Annotated in this window: 13 protein-coding genes; 1 reads left to right on the forward strand and 12 read right to left on the reverse strand. The window is 68.5% G+C overall.

Annotated elements, in window-relative coordinates:
* Nucleotides 1–17: 17 nt before the first annotated feature.
* Nucleotides 18–941 carry a menaquinone biosynthesis prenyltransferase MqnP gene (gene mqnP, locus ACK1X7_RS23640; protein WP_385141477.1) on the reverse strand — a complete coding sequence of 308 codons (924 nt, stop codon included), beginning with the start codon at nucleotides 939–941 and terminating at the stop codon, nucleotides 18–20.
* Entirely contained in the window at nucleotides 938–2389 is a 1452-nt protein-coding gene (locus ACK1X7_RS23645; RefSeq protein ID WP_385141474.1) for a menaquinone biosynthesis decarboxylase, read from the reverse strand. Before ACK1X7_RS23645 ends, mqnP begins: the two co-directional genes overlap by 4 nt.
* 90 nt (nucleotides 2390–2479) lie before the next feature.
* Between ACK1X7_RS23645 and ACK1X7_RS23650 the strand changes: the two genes are divergently transcribed.
* Nucleotides 2480–2947: a PLD nuclease N-terminal domain-containing protein gene (locus tag ACK1X7_RS23650; protein ID WP_413115605.1), complete on the forward strand. Its 468-nt coding sequence runs from the start codon at nucleotides 2480–2482 to the stop codon at nucleotides 2945–2947.
* Between the two features lie 104 nt (nucleotides 2948–3051).
* Here ACK1X7_RS23650 and ccsB read toward each other — a convergent pair whose 3' ends face one another.
* The 10 genes from ccsB to ACK1X7_RS23700 all read right to left on the reverse strand — a co-directional run bounded on the left by ccsB (nucleotide 3052) and on the right by ACK1X7_RS23700 (nucleotide 13519).
* Nucleotides 3052–4146 (reverse strand): c-type cytochrome biogenesis protein CcsB, encoded by a 1095-nt coding sequence (gene ccsB, locus ACK1X7_RS23655; protein WP_078642832.1) that lies wholly within the window; start codon nucleotides 4144–4146, stop codon nucleotides 3052–3054.
* Nucleotides 4143–6056 carry a cytochrome c biogenesis protein ResB gene (locus ACK1X7_RS23660; RefSeq protein ID WP_413115606.1) on the reverse strand — a complete coding sequence of 638 codons (1914 nt, stop codon included), beginning with the start codon at nucleotides 6054–6056 and terminating at the stop codon, nucleotides 4143–4145. The genes ccsB and ACK1X7_RS23660 overlap by 4 nt, the downstream gene beginning before the upstream one ends.
* A gap of 3 nt (nucleotides 6057–6059) precedes the next feature.
* Entirely contained in the window at nucleotides 6060–6821 is a 762-nt protein-coding gene (locus tag ACK1X7_RS23665; protein ID WP_385141530.1) for a cytochrome c biogenesis CcdA family protein, read from the reverse strand.
* A 9-nt stretch (nucleotides 6822–6830) separates the two neighbouring features.
* Nucleotides 6831–7448, reverse strand: coding sequence for a TlpA family protein disulfide reductase (locus ACK1X7_RS23670; RefSeq protein ID WP_385141465.1), 618 nt, complete (start codon nucleotides 7446–7448; stop codon nucleotides 6831–6833).
* A gap of 105 nt (nucleotides 7449–7553) precedes the next feature.
* Entirely contained in the window at nucleotides 7554–8738 is a 1185-nt protein-coding gene (locus ACK1X7_RS23675) for a hypothetical protein (RefSeq protein ID WP_385141462.1), read from the reverse strand.
* Nucleotides 8739–9029: 291 nt separating this feature from the next.
* Nucleotides 9030–9716 carry a histidine phosphatase family protein gene (locus ACK1X7_RS23680; RefSeq protein ID WP_174893822.1) on the reverse strand — a complete coding sequence of 229 codons (687 nt, stop codon included), beginning with the start codon at nucleotides 9714–9716 and terminating at the stop codon, nucleotides 9030–9032.
* An 8-nt stretch (nucleotides 9717–9724) separates the two neighbouring features.
* Complete coding sequence (hemL, locus tag ACK1X7_RS23685; protein ID WP_385141459.1) at nucleotides 9725–11041, reverse strand: glutamate-1-semialdehyde 2,1-aminomutase; 1317 nt, start codon at nucleotides 11039–11041, stop codon at nucleotides 9725–9727.
* Between the two features lie 319 nt (nucleotides 11042–11360).
* Nucleotides 11361–11582: a hypothetical protein gene (locus tag ACK1X7_RS23690; protein ID WP_390794398.1), complete on the reverse strand. Its 222-nt coding sequence runs from the start codon at nucleotides 11580–11582 to the stop codon at nucleotides 11361–11363.
* A 246-nt stretch (nucleotides 11583–11828) separates the two neighbouring features.
* Nucleotides 11829–12014 (reverse strand): hypothetical protein, encoded by a 186-nt coding sequence (locus ACK1X7_RS23695; RefSeq protein ID WP_385141453.1) that lies wholly within the window; start codon nucleotides 12012–12014, stop codon nucleotides 11829–11831.
* Nucleotides 12015–12304: 290 nt separating this feature from the next.
* Nucleotides 12305–13519, reverse strand: coding sequence for a helix-turn-helix domain-containing protein (locus ACK1X7_RS23700; protein WP_413115607.1), 1215 nt, complete (start codon nucleotides 13517–13519; stop codon nucleotides 12305–12307).
* Between the last annotated feature and the right edge of the window lie 481 nt (nucleotides 13520–14000).

Consider the following 14000-nt stretch of genomic DNA (forward strand, 5'->3'; position numbering starts at 1 on the left):
AGCCTATCCGGCGGGTCTCACAGGCCGAGGCCCCGCACCATGAGGTCCAGGAGCGCGCAGGCGAACAGGGCGATCCCGATGAAGCCGTTGACCGTGAAGAAGGCGCGGTTCAGCCGGGACAGATCGCCGGGCCGCACGATGGTGTGCTCGTATCCGAACGCCACCGCGACGATCACCAGCCCCACCCAGAAGAACGCCCCGGCATCCGTGGCCAGCGCGTACCAGACCAGCAGGGCCGTGGTGACCACATGGCAGACCCGCGCCCCGTACAGGGCGCCCGCGATGCCGAAGCGGGCCGGTACCGACCGCACCCCGTGCGCCCGGTCGGCGGCCACGTCCTGGCAGGCGTAGATCAGGTCGAAGCCGCCGATCCAGATGCCGATCGCGAGCCCGAGGATCACCGCGTCCCACGACCACTCGCCGGTGACCCCGATCCAGGCGCCCACCGGGCCGATGGCCTGGGCCAGCCCCAGGATGGCGTGCGGATAGTCGGTGAACCGCTTGCCGTACGGATAGACCACCATCGGCACCACCGCGAACGGCGCCAGCGCCAGGCAGAGCGGGCCCAGGAGGGCCGCCGCGCCCAGGAAGACGGCGAGCGCGATGAGCGCGCCGGTCCAGGCGGTGCGCACCGATACGGCGCCGGTGACCAGCTCACGGCCGGCGGTGCGCGGATTACGCGCGTCGATCTCGCGGTCGATGATCCGGTTGCAGGCCATCGCGAAGGTGCGCATGCCCACCATGGCGACCGTGATCAGCAGCAGCCGCGTCCAGTGGACGGTGCCGTCCCACATCTGCATCGCGGTCAGCGCGGCGGTGTAGGCGAAGGGCAGCGCGAAGACCGAGTGCTCGATCATCACCAGCCGCAGAAAGGCGCGGACCCGGCCGGGCGGCGCCGGTTCCGGGCCGAAGAGATCAGAGGTTGCGGAATCGGCGCTCACAGCCCGTACTCCTTCCATCGCTTTGTCACCCGATCGGCGATCTCCGGGTCGGACAGGACCATGTGCGGCCATCCGCCGTCCCGCGTATAGCCCTCCTCAGGCCATTTCGCGGTGGCGTCGATGCCCGCCTTGCCGCCCCAGAACTGCTGGTACGAGGCGTGGTCGAGGTGGTCGACGGGGCCATCGACCACGGTCAGATCGCGGCCGTAGTCGGTGTTCCCCAGGGCGCGCCAGGAGACCTCGTGCAGATCGTGTACATCGCAGTCGGCGTCGACCACGACGATCAGCTTGGTGAGCGACATCATGTGGGCACCCCAGATGGCGTGCATCACCTTCTGCGCGTGCTTGGGGTACTTCTTGTCGATCGAGACGATCGCGCAGTTGTGGAATCCGCCGGACTCGGGGAGGTGGTAGTCCACGATGTCCGGGATGATGATCTTGAGCAGCGGGAGGAAGAACCGCTCGGTCGCACGCCCGAGCGGTCCGTCCTCGGTCGGCGGACGGCCCACCACGATCGACTGGAGGAGCGGGCGCCGCCGCATCGTCACACAGTCGATGGTCAGGGCCGGGAACGGCTCCTGGGGCGTGTAGAAGCCCGTATGGTCGCCGAACGGGCCCTCCGGCAGCATCTTCCCGGGCTCCAGCCAGCCCTCGATGACGACCTCGGCCGCCGCCGGGACCTGGAGCGGCACCGTCTTGCAGTCGACCATCTCGACCCGCCGGCCCTGGACGAACCCCGCGAAGAGGTACTCGTCGATGTCGCCGGGCAGCGGCGCGGTCGAGGCGTAGGTCACGGCGGGCGGTGCGCCGAAGGCGATCGCCACCGGGAGCTTCTCCCCCCGCCGGGCGGCCACTTGGTAGTGGTTGCGGCTGTCCTTGTGGATCTGCCAGTGCATGCCGATGGTGCGGCGGTCATGGCGCTGGAGGCGGTAGAGGCCCAGGTTGCGCACCCCGGTCTCGGGGTGCTTGGTGTGGGTGAGGCCGAGGTTGAAGAACGAGCCGCCGTCCTCGGGCCAGGTGAACAGCGCCGGAAGCTGGTCCAGATCGACGTCCTCGCCGGTGCGGACCACCTCCTGGACGGGCGCCTCCTTCACCTTCTTCGGCGGCACATGGGCCATCGAGCCCAGCTTCCCGAACGCCTCGCGCATGCCGCCGAATCCCTGCGGCAGCTCGGGTTTGACCAGCCCGCCGATCTTCTCGCTGATCTCGTCGTAGGAGCGCAGTCCGAGGGCCTTGAGGAGGCGGCGGTCGGTGCCGAAGACATTCATGGCCAGCGGCATCGCCGAGCCCTTGACGTTCTCGAAGAGCAGCGCGGGGCCGCCCGCCTTGTTGACCCGGTCGACGATCTCCCCGACCTCCAGGTACGGATCGACTTCGGCCTTGACCCTCTTGAGGTCGCCTTCCTTGTCGAGCGCCCGCAGAAAGGAACGAAGATCGTCATAAGCCATGCGTCCCAGTATCCGGTACGCACTACCCTGGTCCCGTAACTGGGGGCCCGAGCCACCGCCCCGAACACCACACGCAGGGGGAATCGCCTCATGCTACGGGTGCTGATGATCCTGGTGCCGCTGGCACTGAGCATCTACGCGTTCATCGACTGCATCACCACCGACGAACAGGACATCCGCTATATCCCCAAGCCCATCTGGGCGATCCTCGTTCTGCTGTTCCCCGTCGTGGGCTCCATCTCCTGGCTGATCGCGGGCCGTAAGCGCGCCGTCGCCGGAGGCGGCGGCCGGGGCGCTGCCCGCGGCGGGGGCGGGTGGGTCGCGCCGGACGACAATCCCGAGTTCCTCAAGTCCCTGAACGACACGAGCCGTAAGGACGACGGGAACGCCGCACCGGCCGACACGCCGGGCGGCCAGGAGAGCGACGAGGAGCGCCTGAAGGACTGGGAGGCCGATCTCCGCCGCCGCGAGGAGGAGCTGCGCCGCAAGGGCGAGGAGCCCGGCTCCGGTTCCGGTTCCGGCTCCGGTCCCGAGGACTCGCCGCCGGCCGCTTCCTGAGGAGGGGCCGGACGGCCTGACGCGGCGGCCGGGGCTGTCCGCACACACAACGGCCGGTGCCCGTGACCTGGGTCACGGGCACCGGCCGTTGTGGTGTTCCGGTGTCAGACCCCGGCGTAGGAGTGCTTGCCGGTGATGAAGATGTTGACGCCGTAGTAGTTGAACAGGTAGCAGCCGAAGGCGATCAGCGCGAGGTAGGCGGCCTTGCGGCCCTTCCAGCCGGCGGTGGCGCGGGCGTGCAGGTAACAGGCGTAGGCGACCCAGGTGATGAAGGACCAGACCTCCTTGGGGTCCCAGCCCCAGTAGCGGCCCCAGGCCGCCTCGGCCCAGATCGCGCCCGCGATGATCGTGAAGGTCCACAGCGGGAAGATCGTGGCGTTGATGCGGTACGCGAACTTGTCCAGCGACGCCGCCGAGGGCACCCGCTCCAGAACGGACTTGGCGAACCGGCCGTACTGCTTGCCCTCCGGGTTCTCGAGCTGGGCCTCGTAGCGGTCGCGGAAGAGGTACAGCAGCGTGGAGACGGCGCCGATGTAGAGCGAGGCGCCGGAGACGATGGCGCAGCTCACGTGGATCCAGAGCCAGTACGAGTGCAGGGCCGGAACCAATTGGTCGCTGTCGGTGTACAAGACAGAGACGGCGAGACCGAGGTCGAGGAGGACCGTGGTGACGAGGGGCAGCCCGATCCAGCGCACATTCTTCTTCAGCGCCAGCAGCACCAGGTACGTGGCGACCGCGACCATCGCGAAGGTCGTGGAGAACTCGTACATGTTGCCCCACGGCGCCCGCTGCACCGACAGCGCGCGGAAGAGGACGCCCACGGCATGAAAGAGGAAGGCCAGTACGGTCAGGCCGACCGCGATCCGGCCGTACACATCGCCCTGTTCGGTGCCGCCCGCGGCGCCCGGCCCGTCCGGGACGTCGCGGCTGCCCGCCGCGGAGCGGGTGACGATCTTCGGTCGCTCCAGTACGGCGGTGCCGCCGCTCTGCCCGCCGACCTGCACGGTCACCTTGGCGCGCTGGGCGGCCGCGGCGTCGGCGGTGATCGCGGCGGCGGTGCGGCCGACGGCGCTGCGGCTGCCGAACACCCACTCGGCGATATGCGCGAGGAAGGCGAGCGTGTAGACCGCCATCGCCGAGTAGATCAGCACGTTGCTGTAATGAGCCAGGTTCTCGTTGACTTCGGCGGCGAGGTTCACGCGCGCGCTCCTTCGGCAGGATCTGCGGGATCTGCGGTGTCGGATGCGGATTCCGAGGCGGAGTCCTTGCTGGGGTCCTCGGAGGAGCCCTTGCTCGGGTCCTTGGCGGAGTCCTTACCGGCGTCCTTGGTGGAGTCCTTACCGGCGTCCTTGGTGGAGTCCTTACCGGGCTCCTTGGAGGAGTCCTTGCCGGGCTCCTCGCGGGAGTCCCGGCCGGGCTCCGGATCGGGTTCCGCTTCCGGGGCCGGAGGTGCGTCCGTCTGGAGACGGACGGCCAGATCGGCGAGTTCTTCGGGGAGCTTGGCGTACTCACTGCGGCCGAGCCCCGCCATCTCGACCACGGTGGTGCCGTCGTCGCCCCGCACCGCGCGCACCCACACCCGGCGGCGCTGGATGAACAGGGAGCCGGCCAGGCCCACCAGGGCGGCTACGGCGCCGATGAGGGCGCCCTGGTCACCCGGCTTGTGCGAGATCTGGAAGCTGGCCCATTCCTTGACGCCGTCGAACGACAGCGTTCCGGCGCCGTTCGGCAGCTTCATGGTGTCGCCGACCTTGAGCGCCCGGGCGAACTTGGTCTTGCCGTCGGGCTCCATGAACTGCTTCATCCGCGACTTGTCGAGCTGGTACACGCTCTGCGGAGTGCCACCGTCCACGCCGAGGCTGCCGTGGTAGGCGGTCAGGACCAGCGTCGGGTTGTCCAGCGCCGGGAAGACGGAGAACATGCCCTGGCTGCGCACCCAGGTCGGCAGGAACTGCCCCTGGAAGCCGATCTGGTCCTTCTTGCCGTTCTTGTCCCGGTAGTCCGGGACCTTGATGACCATGCTCTCGGTGAGGTTGGCCCCGTCGATCGGCAGCCCGACCACCGGGCCCTGGTGCACCACATTGCCCTTGCCGTCCCGGATGGTGACGACCGGCGAGTAGCCGTGGTTCAGCAGGAAGACCTTGTAGCCCGAGATCTCCAGCGGCTCGTTCACCTTGATGGAGGTCTTGCGGGTGGCACCGTCCGCGCCGTCCCAGTAGGACACATCGGCGCGGAAGGTGCGCGGGGTGCGCATCTGCGGACCGCTGCGTTCATAGGTCGCGGTGAAGCGGTCGAGCTGGAAGCCGAAGGGGGGGAGATCGTCGCTGTTGAACAACTGCCCCGTCTTGATGTCGTCGTACTGGGTGATGCTGTTGGAGAAGCCGCCGCCCTCGGTGATCAGGCTGCTGCCCTCGGTCTTCCACAACTGCCCGGCGGCGAAGGAGACCAGCAGCACGATCAGCGCGATATGGAAGAGCAGATTGCCCACCTCGCGCAGATAGCCCTTCTCCGCGGCCACCGCGTCACCCGAGCCGTGGATGCGGAAGCGGCGCCGCTTCATGATCTTCCGGGCGGCCTCGAGCACCTGCTCCGGCTCGGCCTCACTGCGCCAGGTGGTGTACGCGGGAAGCCGGGTCAGCCGGCGGGGCGCGGCCGGCGGGCGGCCGCGCAACTGGCCGATGAACTGCCAGGTGCGCGGCACGATGCAGCCGATGAGGGAGATGAACAGCAGGAGGTAGATCGCCGAGAACCACACCGAGCTGTAGACGTGGAAGAGCTGGAGCTTCTCGTAGATCGGCGTGAGCGTCGGGTGCCGCTTCTGGAAGTCCTGCACCTTGAGCTGGTCGATGCTGGTCTGCGGGACCAGCGAGCCGGGGATCGTGCCGAGGGAGAGCAGCAGGAGCAGCAGCAGCGCCACCCGCATCGAGGTGAGCTGCCGCCAGAACCACCGGGCCCAGCCGAGCGGCCCGAGCGAGGGGACGTTGATCTCCTCGGCCGGGGCGGTGGAGAGCTGCGACTCCGCGGCGCCGAGCTCGCGCTCCTCGGCGGTCGCGCCGCCCTCGGGCGGCGCCTCCCGGCCGGCCGCGGTGTCGGTATCGGTGGTGGACATCAGTCAGATCCCAACGTTGAAGCCCTGAGCCCAGGTCTGCATGGAGCCCATCATGGTGTCCCAGATACCTGTGAGCAGCAGCACCCCCAGGACGACGAGCATGCCGCCCCCGGCCCGCATCACCCAGACGTAGTGCCGCTTGACCCAGCCGAAGGCACCCAGGGCCCGGCGGTAGGCCACGGCGACCACCACGAACGGCAGCCCGAGCCCCACGCAGTACGCGGCGGTGAGCAGGGCCCCGCGCCCCGCGCTCGCCTCATTGATCGCCAGGGCGTTGACGGCGGTGAGCGTCGGCCCCAGGCACGGCGTCCAGCCGACGCCGAACAGGGCGCCCAGCAGCGGTGCCCCCGCGAGCCCCAGCGTGGGCTTGATGTGAAAGCGGAACTCCCGCTGTCCGAAGCCCCCCAGCACTCCCATGAAGGCGAGGCCCATCACGATCGTGACGACCCCGAGGATCTTGGAGATGGTCTCCTTGTGCTCCTGGAGGGTCCAGCCGAAGTTGCCGAAGAGCGCGCCACCGGAGACGAAGACCGCGGTGAAGCCGAGCACGAAGAGCGAGGCGCCCGCGACCATCCGGCCGCGCTTGGCCTCGGCCAGGTCCGTCCCCGTGATCCCGGTGACATACGACATATAGCCGGGCACCAGCGGCAGCACACAGGGAGAGAAGAAGGAGACCAGTCCGCCGAGCACGGCGACCGGAAGCGCCAGCAGCAGCGCCCCGGTCAGGACGGTCTCGTTGGGATCGGTGGCGGCGGCCAGTGTGATCACGAAAGGTCACTTCTCCGCGATCAGCGGGGTGAGCATCGAGCGCAGGCGTTCCTCGCTGAGCGGCGTCAGAGCGCGGGCCGCGATCCTGCCCTCCCGATCCAGCACGATCGTCGAGGGGATGGTCTGCGGGTTGAGGCTGCCCTTGGGGAAGCGCAGCATGAGCTTCCCCATCGGGTCGTACAGACTCGGGTAGCCGACGCCGTATTCCTTCTCGAAACTGAGCGCGGGGGCGCGGTTGGAGTCACGGGTGTTGATCCCGATGAACTGCACCCCCTTGGCCTTGGTGTCCTTGGCGACCTTGACGAGGTTCGGCGCCTCGGCCCGGCAGGGGGTGCACCACGAGCCCCAGACGTTCAGGACCACGATCTTGCCCTTGTAGTCCGCCACGTCCAGCGGCTTGCCCTCCAGGGTCTTCCCCGAGAGCTGGGGTGCGTCCTTACGGTTCGCCTTGGCGACGGTGTCCACGCCGCCCTTGCCCTGGACGAACTTGGTGTCGGCGGAGCCGCCCGAGGTGCCGCCCCCGCCGCAGGCGGTCAGGGACAGCGCGGCAACCGTGGCCCCGACGGCCAGCACGGTTGCGCGACGACGGTTCGCGAGGCCCCGAGGGGCACGGCAGGCGCTCATGTGAAAAGTTTCGCATGGCCCTTTTGGGGATCTTCGCCACCCCCCTCCGGGCACCCCCACCGGGGTCCGGAGGGCCTCCGCGGACCTTACGGCCCGCCGGTGCGGTCAGTGACCGCTCGCGCTCCACGCCTGGCCCACGCCGAGCCCGCGCAGATCGGCCAGGACCGCGGGGTCCTGTGCGTCCATCCAGTCGGTGAGCTGCTTGAAGGAGACCAGCCGGACGTCCTTCCGCTTCTCGTCGGCCATATGCTTCAGCGCCTCTTCGACGGCGTCCATGTAGATCCCGCCGTTCCACTGCTCGAAGTGGTTGCCGATGAAAAACGGGGCGCGGTTGGTCTCATAGGCCCGGTTGAAGCCGGCTATGTACGCGTCGGTGGCCTGCTTGCGCCAGCCCGGGTAGTTCGCGGGCGGGGCTTTGGTGGAATTCTGCGACTGGTTCGCCAGGATGTTGTAGTCCATCGAGAGCACCTCGAAGGTGTGCCCCGGAAAGGGAATCTGCTGAAGCGGGAAGTCCCACACGCCCTGCTTTTTCGACGGCCACACCTGGAGTCCGCCGGGCGAACTGGCGTCATAGCGCCAGCCGAGTTCCCGGGCGGTCGGCAGCAAATTGGTCTGGCCCTTCAGACAGGGCGTGCGGCCGCCGATGAGTTCCTTGTGGTAGTCGAACGGCAGCGGATCCACATCGGTGAAGCGGGTATTCGTCCGCCACTCGGTGACGAAGGACATGGCCTGGTCGATCTCGGACTTCCACTGCGCGGACGTCCAGTTCTCCACCGACCCGCTTCCGGAGCAGAAGTGGCCATTGAAGTGGGTGCCGATCTCATGGCCCTCGAGCCACGCCTCACGGACGTTGCGCAGCGTCTCCTTGATGTGGTCATCGGTGAGATAGCCGATGTCGGAGGCGCCCACCGGGTTGTTCGGCGGCCGGTACAGCGACTTCTTCGACTCCGGAAGGCAGTAGATACCGGAGAGGAAGAAGGTCATGGTCGCGCCGTGGTCCTTGGCCAGCTTGCGGAACCGCGGGAAGAGACCGTTGCCGACCTCTCCCGCGCCGTCCCATGAGAAGACCACGAACTGCGGCGGCTTCTGCCCCGGTGCCAGCCGCTCGGGCTTCGGGTCCGCCGGCCGCCGCTCACCCTTCGAAGTGGATCCGTCACCGATCGGCTTCGCCTGCGTCGTCTTCTTCGCGGACTTCGGCGTCCCGGATCCCGAGGAACAGCCGGCGACGGCCAGTGATGCCGCCGCTCCCATACCCAGACCGAGGATCCCCCTCCGGCTGACCTCACGCATAACGTCCTCAATTCGCACTCGCCGTTCTGATTGCCCGGGGTGTCCGGACAACCCTGGAGATGGCGAAGCGAATAGCGAGGTTCCGAAGGGACGCGGTCAATTACACAGCGGACACATTGTCTCCATTCGCGAACGCGCCCCGTGACGCACCGGCCACTGTGCGGCCATGTGCCGGTCACGCGCACCGCGGCCCGCGCCGCTCGGGCGCCGTAGCCCTGGCCGCTCGGGCGCCGTAGCCCTGGCCGCTCAGGCGCCGTAGCCCTGCCGCGCAGGCACCGCGAGCCCTGCCGCTCAGGCGCCGAAGCCCTTGGAGGCCCCCTTCACCGGCTTGGCGCCGGCGCGCAGATGGGCAGGGACGAGATCACGGGCCGGTTCGCTGTAGCCCACCGCGACGATCCGGTCACCGCGGTAGGTGAAGCTGGTGAGGCTGGCCAGGGTGCACTGCCGCTTGCGCGGGTCGTGCCACAGCCGCCGCCGCTCCACGAAGCTGCGCACGATCCAGATGGGCAGTTGATGGCTGACGCACACCGCCTCGTGCCCGCGCGCCGCGTCCCGCGCCCGGCCCAGCGCCGCCATCATCCGCACCACCTGGTCGACATAGGGCTCGCCCCAGGACGGACGGAAGGGGTTGGTGAGATGGCGCCAGTTGGCCGGTTTGCGCAGCGCGCCGTCGCCGACGCCGAAGGTCTTGCCCTGGAAGACGTTCGCCGCCTCGATCAGCCGCTCGTCCGAGGCCACGTCCAGGCCGTGCGCCTTGGCGATCGGCCCCGCCGTCTCCTGCGCCCGCTCCAGCGGGGAGGCGACGACATGGGTGATGTCACGGTCGGCGAGGTGCTCGGCGACCCGGTCGGCCATCTGCCGCCCCAGATCCGAGAGGTGGTAGCCGGGCAGCCTGCCGTAGAGCACGCCCTCCGGGTTGTGGACCTCGCCGTGGCGCATCACATGGACGACGGTGATGTCGTTCTCGCTCTGTGTCATGTCACCCATCATTCAGTGGCCTCGGCGGCGGCCCGCGCCGCCCCCGGCAGAGCCGCCGCCACCCGCTCCAGCGCCCGCTCGTCATGCGCCGTGGAGACGAACCACGACTCGAAGGCGGACGGCGGGAGATAGACGCCCTGGGACAGCATCGAGTGGAAGAAGGCGGTGAAGCGGAACGACTCCTGCGCCTTGGCCTGCTCGTAGTTGGTGACCTCGTCGCCGGTGAAGAAGACCGAGAACATATTGCCCGCGACCTGCACCCGGTGGGCCACGCCCGCCTTGGAGAGCGCCTCGGTCGCCATCGCCCGCAGCCGCTCGGAGGCCGCGTCGACCTGTCCGTACGCCGCGTCGTCCAGCAGCCGCAACTGCGCGACGCCCGCGGCCGTGGCAATCGGGTTCCCGGACAGCGTGCCCGCCTGGTAGACCGGGCCCGCCGGGGCGAGGCGCTCCATGACATCGGCACGCCCGCCGAAGGCCGCGGCCGGGAAGCCGCCGCCCATGACCTTGCCGAAGGTCATCAGGTCCGGCTCCACGCCGTCCAGCCCGAACCACCCGGCCCGGGAGACCCGGAAGCCGGTCATGACCTCGTCGGAGATGTAGAGCGCGCCATGGTCGGCACAGAGCTGCTTGAGGCCCGCGTTGAACCCGGGCAGCGGCGGCACCACGCCCATGTTGCCCGGCGACGCCTCGGTGATCACACAGGCGATCTCCCCGGGGTGCGCGGCAAAGGCCGCCCGGACCGCCTCCAGGTCGTTGTACGGCAGCACCACGGTCTCCCCCGCCTGCGCTCCCGTCACCCCCGGAGTGTCCGGCAGCCCGAAGGTCGCCACCCCGGACCCGGCCGCGGCCAGCAGGGCGTCCACATGCCCGTGGTAGCAACCGGCGAACTTGATCACCTTCGACCGCCCGGTGAACCCGCGGGCCAGCCGGATCGCCGACATCGTCGCCTCGGTGCCGGACGACACCAGGCGCACCTGCTCCACGGGGGCGACCCGCGCCACGATCTCCTCGGCGAGCTCGACCTCACCCTCACCGGGCGTGCCGAACGACGTACCGCGGGCGACGGCGGCCTGCACGGCCGCGGTGACCTCGGGGTGGGAATGGCCGAGGATCATCGGTCCCCACGAGCACACGAGGTCCACATACTCGCGTCCATCGGCATCGGTGAGGTACGGACCGTCACCGGACACCATGAACCGGGGCGTTCCTCCCACGGCGCGGAACGCCCGCACCGGAGAGTTCACGCCGCCGGGGGTCACGGCGGCCGCGCGATCGAAAAGCGTCTGCGAAACTGTGGCTTCATGGCTGTAGGGCAGTTCGGTCATGACCTGCTGTCTCTGCGTTGAAGCGGACGGTGAACACCATCAGCGTAGGACAGCAGCCGAACAAGACGAAGCCCCGCCCGGCGCCACGGGGGAAGCGCACGGACGGGGCCGCTGTCCGCTCCGGCCGGGTGGCCGTGCGGTAGATCAGTCGGCGACTAGGCAGTCAACGCAGTTCACTGCCCTCTGCCACCGGGAGACTTCTCGGTGCGTGGATACGGGGGCATCACACCGGGGAACCATCGGCTCCACGCTGAACTTGTGCACGGTGAGCACGTCGTCTCCGATGGTCCCCGGGAACCACTCGTGGTCTCCCCGCATGTCAGTCGGTCGCTTGATCTGTGGTTTCCCCACGGTCCTCCCCTGTCTGGGGCTGGAGCCCCTTCCGTCGGCAGTGTGCGCACGGGTACGGACACGGCGGGAGGTCAGCTCCCTGAGGGATGAAGACGACGCCAGACACGACGTCCTTCGCCCCGCCGTACTTCGTCCACCACCCCTCCAGCGCCCCCTCGTACGGCGTCCCCGCGAACTGGTCGGCGGTCATGGCATCAGCTTGTGGTATTGCTGCACCTGCTCATCGACCAAGCGGCGCAGCTCGGCCCACGTGGGCGCGCTCACGGTCTGATCCAGCTTGCCCCGGCCTTCCACCTCCGGAAGGCTCGGAATGCGGTACGGCGCTGTGGCGTACCACTGGGGCAACTGCCCCCGGGCTCTGGCTTCACCTCAGATCGGAAGTACGTCCACCCCTCAGGAAGGGGAGCGGTGAGCGGCGTGGGTTCCCGGCGTCGGCTCATGACGTGGCCTCCGGGGTCTTGTCCTCCAGCACACGCTCCGCCTCGGGCTCCAGCGGGTTCGGGGCCGGGAGTCGGCCGCCGCGGGACTCCGCCACGCGGAGCGCGTCCCTAAGGCATTCGGTGAGGCGCTTCATCAGATAGCCGCACTCGTCCGGTTCGATGCGGAGACCGGTGTCCAGCATGCCCTTGGCGAGAGACAGAACAGCCTCCGCCGTGGCGACCTGCTCACCTTCGACGCGATCGGCTAACCGGGCAATCCGGCCGTTGGGGGAGTCATCCGGTGTGTACGTGGGCTGACCGTTCGGGCCAGACCATGGCAGTAGACGTAGGCGGGTAGCCTGCATGCGTTGCGCTCCTTCACAGCGTGACCACACCCCCGGCCGGTTCGCCCCGGTGCGGGGGTCCTTAACAGCCAGAGCCTGACGAGCGCTGCGACGGAGCAACAGGGAACGCGTTACGTAGTCTGGTGACGCTAATTGGCGACGCCCAGGAACTCCGCGATCGGTTTGAGCCCAGCCGGCCGTGACTGCCAGTTCCACAGGTCACGCACGACGGCGACGGCCAACGTGTGATGCCGCATCCACGCTGGAGCGTTGCGCTTCAGGGACTCCAGCGCCTTGACGGCCCCCTCCCCGTTCCCCAGGTCGGTATGAGCGCGTGCGACGTCGAGCAGCAGCCACGTTCGCCACGACGGCGGAGTCTCCTTGGACAGCCGCATCCCGCGAGCAAGGGTCAGAGCCTCGCTGGGCCGTTCGTGCTGGACGGCCAGGCGGACCCGCTCAATGCGGACGGAGGACTTATTGAATACGCTCAGCAGCTTGCCATCCTGTGGCTTCGGCATCGTCGTCAGCCGCTCCGCGGCCTTCTCCGCGGTCACCATCATGTCGTTGGCACGCTCGTAGTCGCCGCTCCGGGCGTGGCTCGTGGCGGCCGACATGAGGAGCCCGCCCCACACCCGCATCCCCTCTGGGGTGCTGCTGTGGTCCCGCTCGACCCGGTCGGCGGCGTAGACAGCTAGCCCGCGTGCGTCGTCCAGCCTTGCCTGACGCTGGTACGCCCACGCGACGGAGTTGGAAATCATGGGGGCTAGGAGCGGGTCCGACGAGGCGTCAGCGGCGGCTATGGCTCGTTCCAGGGCCGACAGAGCGAGATCCGTCTTCCCCATTCGGATGGCCAGGTGTCCACCTAGCTGAAGCGCCTTGCTCAGCGCTGCCTGCCCTGCCGCGCGCTGGTCGACGTCGCCGACGGTGGCAGCGAACCGAGCATCGGTGATCAGGCCAGGCAAGGCGTTGAGCAGCTCTTCGAACTCTGCTGCGTGGTAGAGCGTCCACCCGCCCGCGATGTCACGTCGGACGCGCTCCAGAGACAGCGTCGCTAGGTCGCTGGGTGGGGCGGGTGGAGCGAAGAGCGGCGGCATGATCGCTCGGCGGACGGCGACGAGTTGCGGGGAATCGGACTCCCCCGTCGACGGAGCGCCTGGAGGGTCACCCACGAGGCTCGTCAGCTCTACGCCAAGCCCCGACGCCAGAGCATGCAACGTCGGTAGCTGTACCGAACTCGTCGGTTTCTGCTCCAACCGACGAATGGTGTCGACGGACACGCCAGACTTCTCGGCCAAGCCCTCTTGTGTGAGCCCCGCCTGACAGCGGAGGCGCCTCACACGGTCTCCCAGGTACTCCGTTGCCATGCTTCCAAGCTACCCCGCACCTGGACGCATCAGGCCGTCCTAGTCAGGCGGAACGACCAGCGGGGTACGCGTCGAAAGCCTCGCCGTCGTAGATCATCGTGGCGTTGCGTCGGTAGAGCTTTCCGTGCCACGGAGCGCAGAAGCGCTTTGCCCTCCCCGGCCCCGTCCTCTGCTCCAGCGGCGCACCGCACTGGAGACAGCGGGTGCTTTCTTCCTTCGCCGATGTTTTGACGTAGTCTATGTCGATTCCTCTCTAGAAGTCGGTGGGGGCGCCCTCCCCATGTCGGCGAGAGCGGCCCGAATTCGTCAGTGTGCGTTTGGCTTAGTAGCGGCCGACGTCGATAGCGCACGACGTCTCCGCTTCGCGGACGGTGTAGCGGTGGTCGACGGATTACGGCCACTTGTGTGGCCGGACCGAGCGCGCCCTTTTTTGCTTGGTCCGACCCCGTTTTATAAGCGGTTTAAGGACCGAATGCAAGTT

Source organism: Streptomyces sp. CY-1 (assembly GCF_047218265.1).
Lineage (GTDB): Bacteria > Actinomycetota > Actinomycetes > Streptomycetales > Streptomycetaceae > Streptomyces > Streptomyces niphimycinicus.